This window comes from Streptomyces aurantiacus JA 4570, assembly GCF_000414115.1.
Classification (GTDB): Bacteria; Actinomycetota; Actinomycetes; order Streptomycetales; family Streptomycetaceae; genus Streptomyces; species Streptomyces aurantiacus_A.
In genome coordinates, this window is sequence record NZ_AOPZ01000109.1 from 1 (window position 1) to 18441 (window position 18441).

16 protein-coding genes are annotated in these 18441 nt (G+C 71.8%); 9 read left to right on the plus strand and 7 right to left on the minus strand.

Translation table 11 applies throughout. From position 1 onward, the window contains the following. The 3 genes from STRAU_RS12930 to STRAU_RS12940 form a co-directional block, all read left to right on the plus strand. On the plus strand, nucleotides 1-2278 hold a 2278-nt coding region (locus tag STRAU_RS12930), incomplete at its 5' end, for a hypothetical protein (protein ID WP_052029065.1). Continuing rightward, entirely contained in the window at nucleotides 2275-3396 is a 1122-nt protein-coding gene (locus STRAU_RS38995) for a hypothetical protein (RefSeq protein WP_016640745.1), read from the plus strand. The genes STRAU_RS12930 and STRAU_RS38995, both read left to right, overlap by 4 nt. After that, a complete protein-coding gene (locus tag STRAU_RS12940; RefSeq protein WP_016640746.1) occupies nucleotides 3393-3968 on the plus strand; it encodes a Pycsar system effector family protein in 576 nt (191 codons plus the stop codon). Before STRAU_RS38995 ends, STRAU_RS12940 begins: the two co-directional genes overlap by 4 nt. A gap of 52 nt (nucleotides 3969-4020) precedes the next feature. On the opposite strand, the gene STRAU_RS12945 is transcribed toward STRAU_RS12940, so the two are convergent. Further along, the gene (locus STRAU_RS12945; RefSeq protein ID WP_052029066.1) at nucleotides 4021-4794 is read right to left on the minus strand and encodes a TetR/AcrR family transcriptional regulator; all 774 of its coding nucleotides are present in this window, start codon (nucleotides 4792-4794) and stop codon (nucleotides 4021-4023) included. A 208-nt stretch (nucleotides 4795-5002) separates the two neighbouring features. On the opposite strand from STRAU_RS12945, the gene STRAU_RS12950 reads away from it, so the two are divergent. From STRAU_RS12950 to STRAU_RS12960, 3 genes are all read left to right on the plus strand, one after another. After that, entirely contained in the window at nucleotides 5003-5563 is a 561-nt protein-coding gene (locus tag STRAU_RS12950; protein WP_016640748.1) for a cysteine hydrolase family protein, read from the plus strand. A 74-nt stretch (nucleotides 5564-5637) separates the two neighbouring features. Continuing rightward, the gene (locus STRAU_RS12955) at nucleotides 5638-6195 is read left to right on the plus strand and encodes a PadR family transcriptional regulator (protein WP_016640749.1); all 558 of its coding nucleotides are present in this window, start codon (nucleotides 5638-5640) and stop codon (nucleotides 6193-6195) included. 81 nt (nucleotides 6196-6276) lie between these two features. Continuing rightward, nucleotides 6277-8001, plus strand: a complete 1725-nt coding sequence (locus tag STRAU_RS12960; protein WP_037659110.1) for an acyl-CoA dehydrogenase family protein — start codon at nucleotides 6277-6279, stop codon at nucleotides 7999-8001. Nucleotide 8002: 1 nt separating this feature from the next. Here STRAU_RS12960 and STRAU_RS12965 read toward each other — a convergent pair whose 3' ends face one another. Continuing rightward, entirely contained in the window at nucleotides 8003-8917 is a 915-nt protein-coding gene (locus tag STRAU_RS12965) for a MerR family transcriptional regulator (RefSeq protein ID WP_037659033.1), read from the minus strand. 40 nt (nucleotides 8918-8957) lie between these two features. Here STRAU_RS12965 and STRAU_RS12970 point away from each other — a divergent pair, with 40 nt between their 5' ends. Further along, the gene (locus tag STRAU_RS12970; protein ID WP_016640752.1) at nucleotides 8958-9722 is read left to right on the plus strand and encodes a maleylpyruvate isomerase family mycothiol-dependent enzyme; all 765 of its coding nucleotides are present in this window, start codon (nucleotides 8958-8960) and stop codon (nucleotides 9720-9722) included. A gap of 193 nt (nucleotides 9723-9915) precedes the next feature. Continuing rightward, nucleotides 9916-10431, plus strand: coding sequence for a lytic polysaccharide monooxygenase auxiliary activity family 9 protein (locus STRAU_RS12975; RefSeq protein WP_016640753.1), 516 nt, complete (start codon nucleotides 9916-9918; stop codon nucleotides 10429-10431). A gap of 22 nt (nucleotides 10432-10453) precedes the next feature. Here the strand turns inward: STRAU_RS12975 and STRAU_RS42370 are convergent, their stop codons facing one another. The 5 genes from STRAU_RS42370 to STRAU_RS13000 all read right to left on the minus strand — a co-directional run bounded on the left by STRAU_RS42370 (nucleotide 10454) and on the right by STRAU_RS13000 (nucleotide 17222). Next, complete coding sequence (locus STRAU_RS42370; protein WP_016640754.1) at nucleotides 10454-10642, minus strand: RyR domain-containing protein; 189 nt, start codon at nucleotides 10640-10642, stop codon at nucleotides 10454-10456. Between the two features lie 294 nt (nucleotides 10643-10936). Then, nucleotides 10937-13795, minus strand: a complete 2859-nt coding sequence (locus tag STRAU_RS12985; RefSeq protein WP_016640755.1) for an NHLP bacteriocin export ABC transporter permease/ATPase subunit — start codon at nucleotides 13793-13795, stop codon at nucleotides 10937-10939. A 1-nt stretch (nucleotide 13796) separates the two neighbouring features. Then, nucleotides 13797-16082 carry an NHLP family bacteriocin export ABC transporter peptidase/permease/ATPase subunit gene (locus tag STRAU_RS12990; RefSeq protein ID WP_078621181.1) on the minus strand — a complete coding sequence of 762 codons (2286 nt, stop codon included), beginning with the start codon at nucleotides 16080-16082 and terminating at the stop codon, nucleotides 13797-13799. Beyond that, complete coding sequence (locus STRAU_RS12995) at nucleotides 16079-16885, minus strand: HlyD family efflux transporter periplasmic adaptor subunit (protein ID WP_016640756.1); 807 nt, start codon at nucleotides 16883-16885, stop codon at nucleotides 16079-16081. The genes STRAU_RS12990 and STRAU_RS12995 overlap by 4 nt, the downstream gene beginning before the upstream one ends. Before the next feature lie 109 nt (nucleotides 16886-16994). After that, nucleotides 16995-17222 carry a hypothetical protein gene (locus tag STRAU_RS13000; protein ID WP_016640758.1) on the minus strand — a complete coding sequence of 76 codons (228 nt, stop codon included), beginning with the start codon at nucleotides 17220-17222 and terminating at the stop codon, nucleotides 16995-16997. A gap of 490 nt (nucleotides 17223-17712) precedes the next feature. Here STRAU_RS13000 and STRAU_RS13005 point away from each other — a divergent pair, with 490 nt between their 5' ends. Continuing rightward, complete coding sequence (locus tag STRAU_RS13005; protein ID WP_016640759.1) at nucleotides 17713-18435, plus strand: phosphatase PAP2 family protein; 723 nt, start codon at nucleotides 17713-17715, stop codon at nucleotides 18433-18435. Nucleotides 18436-18441 lie beyond the last annotated feature (6 nt).

Consider the following 18441-nt stretch of genomic DNA (forward strand, 5'->3'; position numbering starts at 1 on the left):
CTCCGACGACGGCCGCAAGCACGACTCGGCGCGCACCGGCCCGCTCGGCGGCCAGTCGGCGGCCGGCGGACACGACGCGGCACAGCAGGCGCGCGCCAACTTCGTCGACGTACACGGACGCAACGCGATCCTCGACGGCACCCAGGGCGATGTGAACCTGGGCGACCACCACCACTACCACGGGGCCCGGGCGGGCGTGCCGCGCCTGGTGTCCGGCACCGTGCCCCGCGACGAACTGCGGCGGCTGCGGCTGGTCTTCGAGGAACCTCCCGGCTACGCGGAACTGCGCGCGCTCCTGGAGCGGCAACGGCTGATCGCGCTGTGCGGCGACCCGGGCACCGGACGCGGCTACGCGGCCCTGTCCCTGCTCGACGAGGTCACGCACGGGCAGGTCGAACGCATGGACCCGCGTACCGAACTGGACCGGATCGACGAGTCGGACCTCCAGGAGGGCCACGGCTACCTGGTGAAGATCACCGGCGAGGAGATGATCACCAGGGGGCGGCGCCCCCGGGACGACACGCGGGACCGCGAGGACCGGGAGGAGCGGGACAGCAGGTGGGCCGCCGAGCGCCCCGCCGAACTGCACCTGGACCGGCTCGGCACGCTCCTCGACCGGCGCGGCGCCTACGCGATCCTCGTCGTCGGGGTCGGCGGCTTCGCCGACGAACTGCTGCGCGGCCGCTACGGACGGCTCTTCAGCATGCCCTCGGCCGACGGCACCCTGCGCAAGCACCTCGTGGCGCTCCTGGGCCACGCCGAACGCGACCGCCTCGAAGAGGCGCTGACCCTGGCGCGACGGCCGGACGTGACCCGGGCCATGGGGCTCGACCCGCTGCGTCCCCACGAAGTGGAGTCACTGGCCCGCCTCCTGGTCGGGCACCTCAAGGAGGAGAACTCCGAGGACGCGCTCCTCGCCGAACTGCGCACCTTCGCCCACGCGCAGGCGGACCGATGGTTCGCCGCCACCGGCCGTGCCGCGCCGCGCAACCGGGACGCGGTGGCGGCGGCGCTGCGGCAGGCGGCCTTCCGCACGGCGGTGGCCGTCTACAACGGCTCGCCCTACAGCGTGGCCGTTGCCGCGGCGGAGCAACTGGCCTGGGAATTCGCGCAGTCCACCGACCCCGGGCGGGAGCCGGGGCGGCTGCTGTTCAGCGACCACCGCCCGGCCCGGCTCGCGGCCGCGCGGGCCGAACTGTTCACCGGCGACGTCACGTTCGACAGCCGCCGCCTGGAGACCCTCAAGGTGCGCCTGCAGGGAAGCGCGCTCGCCCGGGCCGTCCTGACGCGCGTGTGGGAGGACCACCACAACGCGCGGGGGCCGCTGTGCCAGTGGCTGCGCACCCAGTGCGACAACGGCCTGCCGATGGTGTGGATTCCGGCCGCCATCACGGCCGCCGCGCTGTGCACGCTCGACTACGCCTACGCCCGGGACGAGATCGTGGTCCCGCTGGCGTACAGCGACTCCCTCCAGCAGCGCCTCGCGGCCGCGACCGTCCTCGCCCAGACGGCGGCGCTCAGCGAGCCGGTCCGCCCGATCGTGCGGGACACGGTGCGGGAGTGGGCACGCGAGGGCGACGAGAGGCAGGTGAGCACCGCGGCCTTCGTGCACGGCTTCGGCACCGTGGAGAGGTCGGTCTCCGCATCCCTCGACGAACTGGGCCGCATGGCGGGCCGGGACGGCGGGGACTGGGACCTGTTGGTGTACGCCTCCTTCAGCGCGGCGCGCCTGATCGCCGGGGCCGAGCCGGAGACCGCGCTGCGGCGGGTGGGCGCCTGGCTGGGCGACCGGCGCACCCGGCACCGCGATCTGGCGCTGCTCACCGTGAACCGGCTGATCTGGCAGCGCCCCACGCACCTGTGGGGCCTGGAGGAGGCGCCCGCGCTCAAGGACCACATGAACTGGCCGATCGCCGCCGCTCTCCTCGCGGACGCGCCGCGGTACACCCGGATGCTGGCGGACCTGGTGTGGTGCGGCCTGGACACCAGCAGGTGGCGGGAGGACGTTCAGGACTCCCTCAGCGACTGGATCCGCAGGGGAGAGAACGACGCCGAACTGCTCGACGTCCTCTGCGACTTCCTTCCCCACCTCGTGAGCGGTGTCGATGACGCCGAGCGGCTGCGCAACCTCGTACGCCGCCTGGAACGCGACCCCGACGAATCCCTGGCGCCGGCCACCGCACAACGGCTGCGCGACGCGATCGCCGGACATCGGACGGTCGTCGTCCAGCCGGAAACACCGGCCCACCGGACCAAGATGACGGACGGAGCGAGATGAACACCCAGAACCCGCCGCGCGCCCTCCCGCCGGCCTCCGCACCGCCCGCCGTGCCGCCCCGTACCGGGAATCCGCCCGCCCGGGCCCCCTGGACGCCCGCCGCGAGCACGTCGAAGACGCCGGGCGAACGCCCCGCCGCCGCACAGGAGCTGGCCGGTCCCTTCCTGCGCGAATACCGGCCGGACTGGCCGTACAGACACCGCAGCGCCCAGGTCGCGGCGGTCCTGTACTACCGCAGCCGCCCGCCCAGGGCGGTGGGCCCCGAGGGCGAGGAGGGGTTCCTGCTGCGCTGGTTCGCCCGCCCCTACACCGCGTTCGAGCTGCAACTGGGCTGGCACACCGTGTCGTTCAAGGTGGAGCTCCCGGCCGCGGAGAACGGCAGGTCCTTCCCCACCGATGTACGGGTGCGCTGGCAGGTGAGCGACCCCTGCCTGGTCGCGCGGAGCCAGGTCACCGATGTCGCCGCGCTGCTCGTCCCGGAACTGGAGCAGCGGCTGCGCGACGTCTCACGCGGCTACTCGATCAACCGCGCGGAGGAGGTCCGCGACGCGGTGCACGAGGCGCTGAAGGACCAGCGCCTGGGCGGCCGATTCGGCCTGGAACTGGACGTCTTCGTGACCATCTCCTGGGACAAGCTGATCCAGGACCACGGCAAGAGCCTGGGCCGGGTGCTGCACCAGACGGACCTGGAGCGGCTCAGCCACGAGCTGCGCCAGCTCAGGGACGAGAACAAGCGGGAACTCATCAGCCACTGGACCGCCGATTTCCAGCGGGCCATGGAGCGCGGCGACCACGCCGTGATGGCGCAGATGATGGCGCGCAATCCCAAGGACCTCGCCGAGATCCGGCAGATGTTCCGCAAGGAGCAGCGCGAAGAGCGCAAGGACGGCATGGAGTTGATGTCCCGGCTGATCGACGGCGGACTCCTGGAGCGCTGGGAGCTCGGCGACCAGGCCATGGTGGTCGTGGAGTTCCTGAGGTCGAGCGCGCGCCATGTGCTGTCCGAACCCCCGTCGGCGAACGAGGCGGCACGGCCCCGGCGCACTCCCTTCTGGGAGAAGGAGGAGGACAGCGCTGGGGACTCCGCCGACGGCGGCGGGGAGGAGACGACGCGATGACGGTCACGGGCAGCCCACCGCACCGCAGACCGGCCGTGCCCGGCATCGCGGTGTCGCCCCTGTCCGAGCCGGGCTGCCGGTTCGTGTCGGAGCATCTGCTCACGGCGGTACGGGAGGAGGTCACGCGGGCCGACACGAAGGCTTCGGTCCTGCTGTCGGGCAGCGTCGCCCTGCCCGCACTGGCCGCTTCGGCCGCCCACGAGCGCCTCGGCTCCGGGCCGCTGGGCGTGGCCGGTGCGGTGTTGTGGCTGGCGGGGATCGTGATGCTGGCCGTGGTGGTCCTGCCGCGTACGAAGCCGGACAGCGGGGAAGGGGGAGCCGACAGGGGGTCGGGCGGGCCCCGGACGGCCGCCGCCGCGTCCGGCCCGTCGGTGGTCGTACTCCACCGCGGCGCCGGAACGGACGAGGTGGCGGCGGCGGTGCTGGCCGCGGGACGGGACCCCGGCCGCTGGCTCCTGGAGCAGTCGTGCGCCCTCGGCACCATCCTGGCGATCAAGTACCGCTGGATGCGGTGGGCCGTGGGGTGCCTGGTGGCGGGTGGGGCGGCCGTGGCGGTGACGGCGGTGGGGTGAGGAGGGCGGGGTTCCGGATCACCACGGATCCGTCACGCCGTTCCTCGTACGGTCACGCCGTTCCTCGTACGCGAAGCCCCGCGCACCCGGCATCCGCATCGGGTATCCGGCGGTGGACGTCCCTGAGCAGGTTCAGGATCGACAGGCGGAAGACCTCGGCCTGATGGTCACCGAGGAACGACGTGTGCCCGAAGACCTCCAGGACGACCTGGCCGTGCATCTGCCCCCACGCGCTCAGGAGGAGCGAGGTCGCGGGCGGCGGCAGATCACCCAGCCCGTCCGGCGGCAGCTGTTCCAGGAACGCGCGGAACGACGGCGAGAGCGCGGGGGTGTCGGCCGCGGCCAGCTGCTCCGTCGTGAATCCGCCGAACAGCTCGCGCTGGAAGATCGCGCTCATGCGGCGCACCGCCTGCGTGGTCGGGCCGTCGACCGGCGCGGTGTAGTACCGCAGGGGCGTCCCGTACAGGAGCTGGAACCGCTCGGGATGGGCGATGGCCCATCGGCGGTACCCCTCGGCCGCGACCACCAGGCCCGGCGTGTCCGAGTCGTCCGCCGCGCTGTCGACGGCGGTCCGCACGGCCTCGGCCAGATCGTCGTACGCCTTGGTGACGAGGGACGTGACGAGGGCGTCCCGGCTCGGGAAGTAGTGGTAGAGCGCCTGCACGGTCATGCCGAGGTCCCGGGCGACCGCGCGCAGCGACAGGGCCGCGGGGCCGTTTTCGACGATGTGGGCCTCGGCGGCGTCCAGGATCTCTCGGGTGGCCGCGGCCCGCCGCCGCTCGCGCAAGGAGGGCCGGGCCGCTGCGAGCTCGTCGGTTGCGGTCATGCGGCGACCGTACGCGGGCGGCCCTGGCGGCGCACTGAGAATTTGTGGAATGTGAGGTAGATCTAACACTGTCAAGCGGGATGCTGTGGCCGACGCGGCAATCCGTTCCCGCCCCGGGCTGAGCTTCACACCCACCCCAGAGAGGGCTCAAGCCTCCCTGGAATTAGTCTGGTTCGGCAGTTGCCCGGCGAAGAACGGACGGTATGCCATGACGCACAGCGCCCTCCTCGTGATGGATGTCCAACGGGACGTCGTCGACCTGGCCGACGACGGCTCCGGGTATCTGCCCCGCCTTGGCAAGGCGATCGACGGTGCCCGCGCGGCCGGCATCCCCGTGATCTACGTGGTCATCAGCCTGCGCGCGGGCCTCCCGGAAGTCAGCCCGCGCAACAAGGCGGTCACCGCCGTCGTGCGGGACGGTCTGTTCACCGAGGGCGCCACCGGCACGGAGATCCACCCGGACATCGCGCCCCACGAGGGCGATGTCGTGGTGACCAAGAGGCGGGGGAGTGCCTTCTCGGGCAGCGATCTCGACCTGGTGCTCAGGGGGCGCGGCGTCGACAGCCTCGTGCTCGCCGGCATCGCCACCAGCGGCGTCGTGCTGCACACCCTGTGCCAGGCCAACGATCTGGACTTCGGGATCACCGTCCTGGCGGACGGCTGCCTCGACCTCGACCCGGAGGTGCACCGGTTCCTCACCGAGAGGCTTTTCCCGCAGTGGGGCGAGGTCGTCACCATCGAGGACTGGGTCAAGGCCGTCCGGGGGTGATCGCCCAGGTGAGCCGCGTCTCACCTCCCCGGCGGCGCTTGTCTATGCAACGAGTTGCATAGAAGGATCGGGGCATGGCGCTCGAGCACGCGATTCTCGTCTCCCTCCTTGAGAAGCCGGGCTCCGGCTATGAGCTGGCCCGGCGCTTCGACCGGTCCATCGGCTACTTCTGGGCCGCCACGCACCAGCAGATCTACCGCGTCCTCAAGCGCATGGAGAGCGACGGCTGGATCGACGCCCGCGAGGTGGCGCAGCAGGACCGCCCGGACAAGAGGGAGTACTCCGTCGCCGGGTCCGGCCGGGCCGCGCTGTCCCAGTGGCTGCACGAGCCGATCGAACCCGAGAGCGTCCGGCACGAGCTGGCCGTGAAGATCCGCGGCGCCGCCTTCGACGACCCGGCCGCGCTGATCCGCGAGGTGGAGCGACACCGCCGGGCGCACGCCGACCGGCTCCCGCACTATCTCGCGGGGGAGCGGCGTGACTTCGTCGAGCCGGAGGCTCCCGGGACGCCCGACGCCGGGCGGGAGCTCCAGCATGTCGTGCTGCGCGGCGGCATCGCGTACGAACGGATGACGCTCGCCTGGCTCGACGACGTGATCGCCACCCTCGAACGGCTCGGCGCCCCACGCTGACGTACCCGAACCTCTCCCGCCCCAGACCTCTCACCACGTGAGCCCGCACCCCTCGACACTGAGCCGGAAAGGCGAATGGCCATGGCCGACCCGCTGCTGTTCAACCCCCGCACCTACGACCCGTCGCACTTCGACCCCGAGACCCGCAGGCTGCTGCGCGCGACCGTCGACTGGTTCGAGGAGCGCGGCAAGCGCAAGCTGATCGAGGACTACCGCTCCCGCGCCTGGCTCGCGGACTTCCTCGCGTTCTCCGCGAAGGAAGGGCTGTTCGCGACGTTCCTCACGCCGGCCGGTGCCGCCGGTGAGGGCGCGCCGGACAAGCGCTGGGACACCGCCCGCATCGCCGCCCTCAACGAGATCTTCGGCTTCTACGGGCTCGACTACTGGTACGCCTGGCAGGTCACGATCCTGGGCCTCGGCCCGGTCTGGCAGAGCGACAACGCCGTCGCCCGCACCCGCGCGGCCGAACTCCTCGCCGAGGGTGAGGTGTTCGCCTTCGGCCTGTCCGAGAAGTCGCACGGCGCGGACATCTACTCCACCGACATGCTGCTCGAGCCGGACGGCGACGGCGGCTTTTGGGCCAGCGGCTCCAAGTACTACATCGGCAACGGCAACGCCGCCGGACTGGTCTCCGTCTTCGGCCGCCGCACCGACGTCGAGGGCCCCGACGGCTACGTCTTCTTCGCCGCCGACAGCCGCCACGACGCGTACCACCTGGTGAAGAACGTCGTCGATTCGTCGAAGTACGTCAGTGAGTTCCGGCTCGAGAACTACCCGGTGGCCGCCGAGGACGTCCTGCACACCGGGCGTGCCGCCTTCGACGCCGCCCTCAACACCGTCAACGTGGGCAAGTTCAACCTCTGCACCGCCTCGATCGGCATCTGCGAGCACGCGATGTACGAGGCCGTCACCCACGCCACGGGCCGCATCCTGTACGGCCGCCCCGTCACCGCCTTCCCGCACGTGCGCCGCGAGCTGACCGACGCGTACGTACGCCTCGTCGGGATGAAGCTGTTCAGCGACCGCGCCGTCGACTACTTCCGCTCCGCCGGTCCCGACGACCGCCGCTACCTCCTCTTCAACCCCATGACGAAGATGAAGGTGACCACGGAGGGCGAGAAGGTCATCGACCTGATGTGGGACGTCATCGCGGCCAAGGGCTTCGAGAAGGACACCTACTTCGCGCAGGCCGCCACCGAGATCCGGGGCCTGCCGAAGCTGGAGGGCACGGTCCACGTCAACCTCGCGCTGATCCTCAAGTTCATGGGCAACCACCTCCTGAACCCGGCCGAGTACGAGCCCGTGCCGACCCGCCTGGACGCGGCCGACGACGACTTCCTCTTCCGGCAGGGGCCCGCCCGCGGTCTGGGCGCCATCCGCTTCCACGACTGGCGCACCGCCTACGACGCGTACGCCGAGGTGCCCAACGTCGCCCGCTTCCGCGAACAGGCCGACGCCCTCTGCGAGTTCGTCACCACCGCCGCGCCCGACGAGGCCCAGAGCCGCGACCTCGACCTCCTCCTCGCCGTCGGCCAGCTGTTCGCGCTGGTCGTGCACGGGCAGCTCATCCTGGAACAGGCCCGCCTGACCGGCCTGGACGAGGACGTGCTCGACGAGCTCTTCGCGGTCCTCGTACGGGACTTCTCCGCGCACGCCGTCGAGCTGCACGGCAAGGACTCCGCCACCGAGGCACAGCAGAGCTGGGCCCTCGGCGCGGTCCGGCGCCCGGTCGTGGACGACGCCCGCTCGGCGCGCGTCTGGGAGCGCGTGGAGGCGCTGGCGGGGACCTACGAGATGGCGCCGTAACTCAGACGGGGGACGCCGGCGGGCTCCCGCCCGTGGCGCACCTGCCGAGGGCGTCGAGCAGGGAGCAGTGCGCCTCGCCCACGGTGAGGCGCTCGCCGGTGACGTCCCTGACGTGGCGCCAGTAGCGGTGCATGCCGGCGCTCCGGTCGAGCGCCGCCGTCCGGGCCAGCGCCCGCCGGAACGACGGGGTGTCGCTCGCGCCCTGCGCGTCGGCGTGCACGGCGACGTACGCGTCGAGCAGGTCCCCGGGCCGTGCGCCCGCGCGGACGGCGTCGCAGAGTACGCCGATCTCCCCGCGCAGCAAGGTGTTCTGGTACGCGGCCACACCGTCCGCGCGCGGGCGTGTGAACGCCTGGTGGCGCAACAAGGGTTCGGAGACGACGTCGACCAGGACCGCGTACGCGACCACCTGCTCCGGAGTCGGGTCGGGCGGCGGCGCCGGGACGCCGACCGTCAGGAACATCGCGAGGCCGTCCGTGGGCACGGCCGGGGCGAACGCACGGCTCCAGAACGCCTCCAGGGCACCGCGCGCGGCGCGTCCGTCGCTGACGGCGGCGAGCAGTTCGAGCCGTGCGGCGCGTTCCTCGGCCGACGCGGTCTCGATCGCGCGGAGCGACGCCCGCCGCCAGGCCAGGGCCGCCAAGGACACATCCAGCGCGGCCCGTTCGGCGGCGGCGGCCTCCGCGACGGACCGTTCGCCGTCGAGCACCGCGACGATCGCCGACAGGCCGAGCCCGAGCGTACGCAACCGCCGCACCAGCGTGAGCCGCTCCACCGCCGACCGCTCGAACCGCCGATGCCCGCCCGCGCTCCGCACCGACGTGAGCACGCCCTCGTCGCAGTAGAAGCGGACGGTCCGCACCGGCACCCCGGCGCGGCGCGCCAACTCCCCAATACTCAACGTGGTGTTGCTCACCTTGAACCTCCACCCGGGTGGAACTCCTACGGTACGGCGCATGGATCACATCACAGATCAGCCGGACACCGGACGACTCGCCGCCGCCCTCGTCGAGCAGACCGAGGCGTTCGCCCGGGCCGCCGCGGGCGCCGACTGGGACGCGCGGCTGCCGACCTGCCCGGAGTGGCGCCTGCGGGTGCTCGTCGCCCACATCGGGCAGGAGCACCGCTGGATCACCGACATCGTCCGCAACCGTCGAGCCGCCGCCATCCCAGATCCGTACGACGCGACGCCGCCCGCCGACTGGGAGCGCTGGCTGCGCGGTGGCGCCGCCGACCTGGTGGCGGCCGTGCGCGAGACCGGCGCCGAGACACCGGTGACGGCGTTCGGGGAAGCACGGTCCGCGAAGTTCTGGCTGCGCCGCGCGACACACGACACGACCGTGCACCGCGTCGACGCGGCGCTGCTGGCCGGCGTGCCGTACGAGCTCGCGCCCGATCTCGCGGCCGACGCGATCACCGAACTGCTGGAGTTCCTCGCGCTGCCGGTTGCCGAGGCGCTGCGGCCGGCCGTGGCGAAACTGCGCGGCGACGGCGAGACGCTACGGATCGGCACCACGGACGCCGACGCCCGGGACTGGCTGGTCACGCGCACACCGAACGGCGTCACCTGGCATCCGGGCACCGGCCCGGCCGACGTGGAGGTGACGGGTCCGGCGCAGGACCTGCTGCTCGTGCTCACCCGCCGCCTGTCGCCCGCACGGGTCTCGATCCGCGGCGAGAGCGCGCTGCTCGACCACTGGCTGGAGCACGCGTCGCTCTAGGGCGTGTCCGATGGGTCTCCCGCCGGAGTTGGCCCGAAACTGCCCTTGACCGTGGTCCGCCAAAGTCTATGGTCCAGACTAATCGGCCGTCGTGAACATCGGGCCCCACCGCCCCCAGTGTTCCGTCCGCGCCCCCCACCCCCCACGAGAGCACTTCACGTCCCCCACGAAGCAATGCCGTGAAGGAGTACGCATGGACAAGAAGCGGAAGATAGCCGCCGCGATCGGTGCGGGCTTGGCACCGGTCCTCGCCCTCACGCTGCCGACCGGTTCGGCATCCGCGCACGGATACGTCAACGCACCGGCGAGTCGCCAGGCGCAGTGCGCCGCGCGCACGGTGCCGTGCGGCGACATCAAGTACGAGCCGCAGAGCGTCGAGGGCCCCAAGGGCCTGCGCAGTTGCAGTGGAGGCAACGGCAGGTTCGCGGAGCTCGACGACGACAGGAAGGGCTGGAAGGTCAGCGACGTCAGCAGGACGCAGACCTTCACCTGGACGTTCACCGCGAGGCACCGCACCGCGAACTACGAGTACTTCGTGGACGGCACGAAGGTCGCCACCATCGACGGCGGCAACCAGCAGCCGCCGGCGACCGTCTCGCACCAGGTCAACCTCGGCAGCGCCACCGGCAGGCACAAGGTCCTCGCGGTGTGGAACATCGGCGACACGGCCAACGCGTTCTACGCGTGCATCGACGTCAATATCCGCTGAGGGAGAAGCGCGTGACGGGCAGTCAGGTCGATAGGTGCGGCGCCGGTTCCCCGAGCGTGTAGCCGTACAACAGGATCAGCTTGACCGTCTCCAGGGCCGGCAGGCGGTCCGTCTCCTGCTCCTCGTACGTGAGGTCCGCGTACGGGACCAGCAGGGGATGGGTGCGCCTGCGGCCGCTTCTCCGGGCAGCCCCTCCATCCCGGCCCCCCACTTCTTCATTCCTCCTCCTCTCCCGCAGCGGCGCTCCGTGTCCAGGAGCGCTCTTCGGCTGCGACCTCCCCCCCCACCACCAGCGACTCGTGCCGCCGCACGGCCGTGCGGCGGCAGCAAGGACCACCCCCAAAGGGGCCGACGGCGTGGCTGCGGGAGGGCCGGGAGGGCGTGGTGCGTGCCGTGGACGGACGACGGCGCGGTTCATGAGGCGCATGGCGCAGTTCTAAGGCGCATGGCGCAGTTCGTAAGGCGCGCTCGCTCAAGCGCCGCGCGGTCCCGCGCGCCGTCCGCGTCACCGCATCTGGCGCCGCACCAGTTCATGCAGCCGCCCACCCGTATCCGCCAACAGCTCTGCGGGCGACCCCTGTTGCACTATGCGGCCCTCCGACATGACGACGACACGGTCGGCGTCCATGACGGTGGAGAGGCGGTGGGCTATCACGACGCGGGTGGCGTTCAGGGTGCGGGTGCTGTCCATGACCGTGCGCTGCGTCTCGTTGTCCAGGGCGCTCGTCGCCTCGTCGAAGAAGAGGACCCGGGGGCGGCGGATCAGGGCCTGGGCGATCATCAGGCGCTGGCGCTGGCCGCCGGAGACCGCTCCGCCACCCGAGATCATCGTGTGCAGGCCCATCGGCATGCGCTTGATGTCCTCGGCGAGGCCCGCCATCGCGGCGGCCTCCCACGCCTCCTCCTGCGTGAACGACTCGGCGCCGCAGATGCAGTCCAGGATCGACCCGGTGAGCGGCTGCGCGTTCTGCAGGACCACGCCGCACTGACGGCGCACCGCCGACTGGTCCAGGGCCGACAGGTCCTGGCCGTCGTAGAGCACGCTGCCCGAGACCGGCTCGTCGAAGCCGATCAGGAGGCGCAGCAGCGTCGACTTGCCGCAGCCGCTCGGGCCGACGACGGCCACGAACTCGCCCGGCCGGATCGCCAGGGACACATCGTCCAGGACCAGCGGGCCGTCGTCGCCGTAACGGAAGGACAGGCCGCGCGCCTCGATCCCGCCCCGGAGCTCCCCCGGCTGCGTGCTCCCGGCGCGCACCTCCGGTGCCTCGTCGAGCACCGGCTTGATCTGCTCGAACATCGGGAGCACCGCGGCCGCCGAGAGCAGCGCGCCGGTGAGCTGCGTGACGGATGTCAGGAGCATCGTCACGGCGGTGCTGAAGGTGAGGAACTCGGCCGCGGTCAGGCTGCCGCGGGCCGGGCCCGCGAGCAGAACGAACATGATGAGCGTGCAGAGCGGCAGATAGACCGAGTTCAGGACCGTCGTGATGTTCTTGATGCGGCCGGCCCGCCGCTGCAGTTCCCGGCTGCGCGCGAACTCCCCGGCCCATGCCGCGTACGCGAAGCTCTCCGCCCCCGCCACCCGGAGCTTGGGCAGGCCGCGCAGGGTCTGGAAAGCCTGGTTGTTCAGCTTGTTGGCGAGCTCCACCAGGCGCCGCTGCCAGCGCAGTTCCCACAGGCCGAGGAGGAGGAACACGGCGGCGATGACGGCGAGCATCGCCAGTGCGGCCAGGGCGAGGGGGACGCTGTAGAGCAGGAGCAGCACCACGTTCATCGCGCCGATCGAACCGGCCTGGAGGGCGACCGGGGCGATGCCCGAGAGGACCCGGCGGATCGCGCTGACGCCCATCGCGGCGCTCGCCAGTTCCCCCGTGGAGCGGGAGGCGAAGAAGCGCGTGGGCAGCCTCAACAGCCGGTCCCAGACCGCCGGTTGGAGCGCGCTCTCCATACGGCCCTCCATCCGCAGGACGGTGAGGTTCTGGAGCAGCATGAACGCCGCGGAGACAATGCTGGTGATCATGACGGCCAGGGACACCTGGACGATGAGGCTCTTCTCGGCGTTCGGCACGAAGACGCCCAGCACCTGCCCCGTCGCGATCGGCACCAGAGCGCCCACGGCGACCGTCACCAGCGTGCCGAGCGCGAGGTTGCGTACGTCGCCACCGGTGCCCCGCAGACTGAAACGGGCAAGCCGCCACGGCGTCAACGCCCGCTCCGGCAGCGGGCGGTAGAACATCACGGCCCCCGGTTCGAACTCGTCGGCGTTGGCGCTGTCGACACGGGTGCGCCGCCCGGACGTGGGGTGCACCGACTCGTAGCCGCCGCGCCGCCACAGCAGCGCGACCGGCGCGCCGCTCGCCGCGCGGTGTCCCACCAGCGGGCCCGCGTTCTCCCGCCACCAGCGGCCGTCGAGCCGCACGGCGCGGGTACGGATCCGCGCGGCCACCGCGATCTGCTCCACCGGGTCGATCCGGTCGCTCACCGCGCCGCCCTCGGTGGAGCCGGACAGCGAGATACCCGCCGCCTCGGCGACCAGGCGGCACGCGGCGTACGTGGCATCGTGACCGCCACCGGAATCCGCACGCCGCGAACTCCGCCTGCCCGAACGGCCGATGGAGGCGATCAGCGTCCGGTCGGCCTGCTCGCGGACGTTCTCACCCGCCTTGATCCCGGCCGCCGTACGGTCCTCGTGGGCCCGCTCCAGGCGTTCGATCCAGCGGTCGAGGGTCGACAGCAGCCGGTACTGCTGGTTGACCATCCGCTGCCACATCGCCGCGTCGACGAGCAGATCACCGGCGGCTTCCGTGCTGTAGGCAGCCCCGTACTGCACGCTGCCCGGCGCGACCGGCATCCAGAGGATGTCGTCGTCGGCCACGACGTCCTCGGAGACATCGCCCATGGTGCGGCCGTCGAGCGGAGCCTCGAACAGGACCCGGTGGCCACGCCCGATGCCGAGCGCGAAGGCATGCTCCAGAAGGCTCAGGGCCGCGTCCTGGGTGTCGTACTGAGTGGGGAACTGCTGCTCGTAGGACCAGGTGTCGCCATAGTCCGGGCGGTACAGCTCGCGCAGCGGGATGCGGCGCAGCTCGCAGCCCTGAAGAGGGCGGCCGACCAGGGTGTGCTGAGGGCCCTCGACCGGGCCGAGCAGCAGCGTGCCCGGCTCGAGGCGGCCGAGGTAGTGCCAGTGGCCCTGCTGCACGGCGTCGACCGCGAACAGGTCGAGGGCGCCGGCCACGACGAGCCACAGCACCTGCGGGCCCTCCAGGTGCACGCTGCGCAGCCCCGTGCAGTCGACGGGTGTGCCGAGCGCGCCGAAGGCCGCGCCGACCGTGTCGTACGCGTGCTGCTCCGGTGGCGAGGTCACCTCAGTGCTCCTTGACCAGGTCGGCGTAGGGGCCGCCCGCGGCGACCAGGTGTTCGTGGCGCCCGCGCTCCACGACCTGGCCGTGGTCGAGGACGACGATCTCGTCGCTGTCGCGCACGGTGCTCAGGCGGTGCGCGATGACGACACAGGCACAGCCGCGGCGGCGCAGATTGTCGATGATGACCTGCTCGGTCTCGGCGTCCAGGGCGCTGGTCACCTCGTCAAGGACGAGGATGCTGGGGCGGCGGACCAGGGCCCGCGCGATCTCCAGGCGCTGGCGCTGCCCGCCGGAGAAGTTCCGCCCGTCCTGCTCGACCCGGCCGTGGATGCCGCCGGGCCTGCGCGCCACGACCTCGTACAGACAGGCGTCCTTGAGGGCGTCGACGACGGCGTCGTCAGGAATCGACGGGTCCCACAGGGCGACGTTGTCGCGGATCGTGCCCTCGAAGAGGAAGACGTCCTGGTCGACGAAGGAGACGGAGGCGCAGAGCGCGCCGCGCGGGATGTCCTCGAGGCGCTGCCCGTCGATGCGGATCGTGCCCTCCCACGGGCTGTAGAGCCCCGATATCAGCCGGGAGACGGTCGACTTGCCGCTGCCCGAGCCGCCGACGAGCGCGACCTGCTCGCCCGGGCCCACCGACAGCGAGAAGCCGGTCAGGAGCGGCTTGTCGAGCGGGCTGTAGCCGAAGGTGATGTCGTCCAGGGTGACGTGGCCCTTGAGACGGCGGGTGTCGGCGGCCGGTTCGGGGCGGGAGTAGAGGGAATCGACGGGGAAGTTCTCGACGTCCTTGAGGCGGGCGACGTCGGCGGCGAAGTCCTGGATGCGGCCCGCGACACCGTTGAGACGGGTGATCGGCGCGGTGAAGCGCGTGACAAGGGCCTGGAAGGCGACGAGCAGGCCGATCGACAGATGTCCCTCGACCGCGCGCAGGCCGCCGATCCACAGGATCACAGCGCTGTTGAGGGTCGCGAGCGTCGGCGCGACGACACCGAGCCAGGCGCTCGGCACCCCGAGGCGCTGCTGCTCCTCCAGTGTGGTGGCGTGCTGGCCCGCCCAGCGCCGGAAGTAGCCGTTCTCGCCGCCGGTGGCCTTCATCGTCTCGATCAACTGCAGGCCGGTGTACGAGGTGTTGGTGAGCTTGGCGCTGTCGGCGCGCAGCTTCTGGGTGCCGGTGGCGCGCAGCCGGATGACGACGCGCATCGCCACGACGTTCAGCAGGGCGATGCCGACACCGACGAGGGTGAGCTGCGGATCGTACGTCCACAGCAGGGCCGCGTAGAGGAGGACCACGATGCCGTCGACCCCGGCCGCCGTGAGGTCACGGGCCAGGGTCTCGGCGACCGCGTCGTTGGACGCGAGGCGCTGCACGAGGTCGGCGGGGCTGCGCTGGGCGTAGAACGTCACGGGCAGGCGCAGCAGATGCCGGAAGAAGCGGGCGCTGCCGAGCGTGGAGGAGATGATGCGGCCGCGCAGCAGGTTCGCCTGTTGCAGCCAGGTCAGCACCACGGTGAGCGCCACCATCGCACCCATCGACGCGAACAGCGCACCCAGAAGCGATGTCTGATGCTCGATCAGGAACAGATCGATGTACGTCCGGCTGAGCGCGGGCAGCGCGGCGCCGACCGCGACGAGCAGCAGGCTGGCCAGGAGCGCGGCGAGCATCGTGCCCGTGGTGCCGCGCAGCCGCGCCGGGAGGGACTTCATGACGCCGGGCCTGCGGCCGCCCGGCCGGAAGTTCTCACCTGGTTCGAGGACCAGGACGACGCCGGTGAAGCTGGTGTCGAAGTCTTCCGCGGGCACGAAGCGGCGGCCCTTGTCCGGGTCGTTGATGTACACGCCCCGGCGGCCGAGACGGCGCCCCGTGCCGTCGTACACGACGTAGTGGTTGAACTCCCAGAAGAGGATCGCGGGCGCCTCGACCTCGGCGAGCGCGGCCGGCTCCATCTGCATGCCCTTGGCCGTGAGGCCGTAACTGCGCGCCGCCTTCAGGACGTTGCTGGCCCGCGAGCCGTCGCGGGAAACGCCGCACGCGATGCGCAGCTCCTCCAGGGGCACGTGCCGTCCGTGGTGGGCGAGGACCATGGCGAGGGCGGCGGCGCCGCACTCGACGGCCTCCATCTGCAGGACGGTGGGCGTGCGGACGGTCCTCGGCCGCCTGCCCTTGGAGGCGGGGCGCGGCGCGGCACGGCGTCGGCCGCGCCGCGGGGGGTCCGGGCGGTGCCTGCGCCGGCCGCCGGGGGGCGGCAACTGCTGCTGGTGCGCGGGGGAGGGGTGCGGTGCGGTCACGGAAGCAGCCAATCGATCGGGCGCTGCTCGGCGAGGTGGAAGGCGCCGGTGGCCGGGGTCATGGAGTCGAGCGCGAAGGGCGGACCGCCGGAGGTCGACCACGCGTACCCGGACTTGGTGCCGGGCGACTTCTCGAGTTGTACGAGGACGGCCACGGGCGGCCCGTCCTTGGTGAACTGCCCCGCCAGTTCCTTGTCGCCGAGGAAACCGGTGATCTTCTGGCGGCTCTGCGCGGCCCGCCCGATCGCCTTCACGCGGCCGCGCAGCGTCCCGTACTCCTGGGTGGGCACGGACTGGACGGTGAGGTCCACGGCCGCGCCGACGGGTACGGTCGCCGCGCGGTCGGCGGGTACGTAGAGCGTCGCGAGAAGCGGGTCGTCGGTGCCCGCCACGCGCTCCAGGGTCGCGACGTCCGCGCCGGTCGTGACGACGGTGCCGATCCTGGCGACGAGCGCGGTCACGCGACCGGCGGCGATCGCGCGGACGACCTTGTCGCCTTGCTCCGTACGGACCTTGAGCACGGGAGCGTTCGCGGCGAGACGCTTGCCCTCCTCGGCCAGGACGCGGGTCACCTGACCCGTGACAGGGCTCTGCAGGACGTAACTGCCCTGGCCGTGCGTGAGGATTCCGGGTGCCCGGAGCGTCGAGGGGACCGAGCCGGTCACGGCCCAGACGCTCGAGGCAGCCATGACGACGAGGGTGACGGCGAGGACGAGCAGGCCCTGGGGGCGGGCGTAGCGCACCGGCAGGTCGAGTTCCTCGGGCGACTGCAGCTTGGACAGGGCCTGTTGGCGGAACTGCACGGAACGCTTCCCTTACTGTGCCTGTGACGACGGCGCCGATGGCGTCCGTGAGCCCCGGAACCTGAGGCTCCGGGGCTCACGAATCATGGCGTCTCGGTGAGCGAAAGGCTCAGAGACCGGCGGTCAGGCCGGAGGCCAGGCCCGTGACGGCGCTGGTGTTCACGCCGGTGACGTTCTCGACGGTGCCGACGAGGCCGCCGACGACGCCCGAGACCGGGGCGATGGAGTCGACGGTGCCGGTGACGTTGCCCGCGACACCGGAGACGAGGCCGCCGGAGACGTTGTCGAGGTCGGCGTCGGAAATCTCGAGGGTCTCGACCTGGGGGGTGTTGTTCATGGTGTGAGCTGCCCTTCTCATGAATGTTGCAAAGGTGTTTCCAACTCCGCGGAACTCGGGGTGCGAATTCCGCGTCGGCCAGGATCAAAGCACGTTCGCAGCTCGTACATCCAATCGGTGAAGTGGACGCCAGTCACGGCTGTGGCATCGAATCGCTGCTGCGTGCAGGCGGGTTCACCGCGTGGCGGCAGCTTCTTCACAACATTCACAGAGGGAAATCAAGGGCGCGGAGCGACTCCCTCCAACAAATCGGACACGAGCCCGCCGAAAAGCACTTCCTGTGGCCCATGCACGGAAAATCGAGGGGGAGTGCGGGCCGAATAGCGTGACCAGGGTGCACATTCGATGTGCAGGTTCATTGAAGGCGTGCTCAATCGGGCCCAAGGGACATCGGGCCACCGGAGGACTGCTGGGGCGCGCCGTTCTCCGGGGCGCGGCACCGGGGTAGCGTCGGGTGACCTGGCGTCAACGTCCCCGACGGGAGGGGAAGGTGCAGCGCATCTGCCGGAGGGTTCCCGCCGACCGGCCGGCACCCGCGGTGCTGCCCCCGGCGCCGCGCGCGTGGCTCGGGGTGGTCGCGGTCCTCGCCGCGCTGGTGGTCGTCGTGCTCGGGGTCCTGTACGCCGGCCACAGCGAGCCCGGCAGGGTGGACAGGTGGATCATCCGGCCGACGGCGGACAGCGTGCGGCCGCCGTGGCGGCATGTCGCGCTGGCCACGGATTTCCTGGGGGAGCCCGCGGGCGCGGCGCTGCTGGTCGTGGCCGCCGTGACGGGCTGCCTGCTGCTCCGGCGTCCTCGCGCGGCGGTGCTCATCGTTGTCGGCGTCGCCATGACCGTCGGGACGGCGAGGCTGCTCAAGCACCTGGTGGGACGCACCATCCACGGTGACGGCAACCTGTCCTACCCGAGCGGGCACACCGCCTTCGTCACCGCGCTCGCCCTCATGGTCGCGCTGCTCGCGACCGGCCGGTTCGGCCTCGGCAGGGCCGCCGGTACGTCACTCGTGCTCGCCGCGGCGCTGGTCGCGGGCGCCGCCATGGGCTGGGCGCAGGTCGCTCTCGGCGCGCACTACCCGACCGACGTCCTCGGCGGCTGGTGCACCGCGCTGGCGGTGATACCGGCGACCGCGTGGCTGGTCGACCGGATCGCCGACCGGACCGCCGGCCGCAGGGTCTCCCGGACGGCCGGCCTCGGTCGGCGGGAGCGCCGCTGACGTCAC

Coding starts and splice junctions, on each gene's coding strand:
- STRAU_RS38995 (WP_016640745.1), top strand. CDS start 2,275: ATGAACACCCAGAACCCGCCGCGCGCCCTCCCGCCGGCCTCCGCACCG.
- STRAU_RS12940 (WP_016640746.1), top strand. CDS start 3,393: ATGACGGTCACGGGCAGCCCACCGCACCGCAGACCGGCCGTGCCCGGC.
- STRAU_RS12945 (WP_052029066.1), bottom strand. CDS start 4,794: ATGACCGCAACCGACGAGCTCGCAGCGGCCCGGCCCTCCTTGCGCGAG.
- STRAU_RS12950 (WP_016640748.1), top strand. CDS start 5,003: ATGACGCACAGCGCCCTCCTCGTGATGGATGTCCAACGGGACGTCGTC.
- STRAU_RS12955 (WP_016640749.1), top strand. CDS start 5,638: ATGGCGCTCGAGCACGCGATTCTCGTCTCCCTCCTTGAGAAGCCGGGC.
- STRAU_RS12960 (WP_037659110.1), top strand. CDS start 6,277: ATGGCCGACCCGCTGCTGTTCAACCCCCGCACCTACGACCCGTCGCAC.
- STRAU_RS12970 (WP_016640752.1), top strand. CDS start 8,958: ATGGATCACATCACAGATCAGCCGGACACCGGACGACTCGCCGCCGCC.
- STRAU_RS12975 (WP_016640753.1), top strand. CDS start 9,916: ATGGACAAGAAGCGGAAGATAGCCGCCGCGATCGGTGCGGGCTTGGCA.
- STRAU_RS13000 (WP_016640758.1), bottom strand. CDS start 17,222: ATGAACAACACCCCCCAGGTCGAGACCCTCGAGATTTCCGACGCCGAC.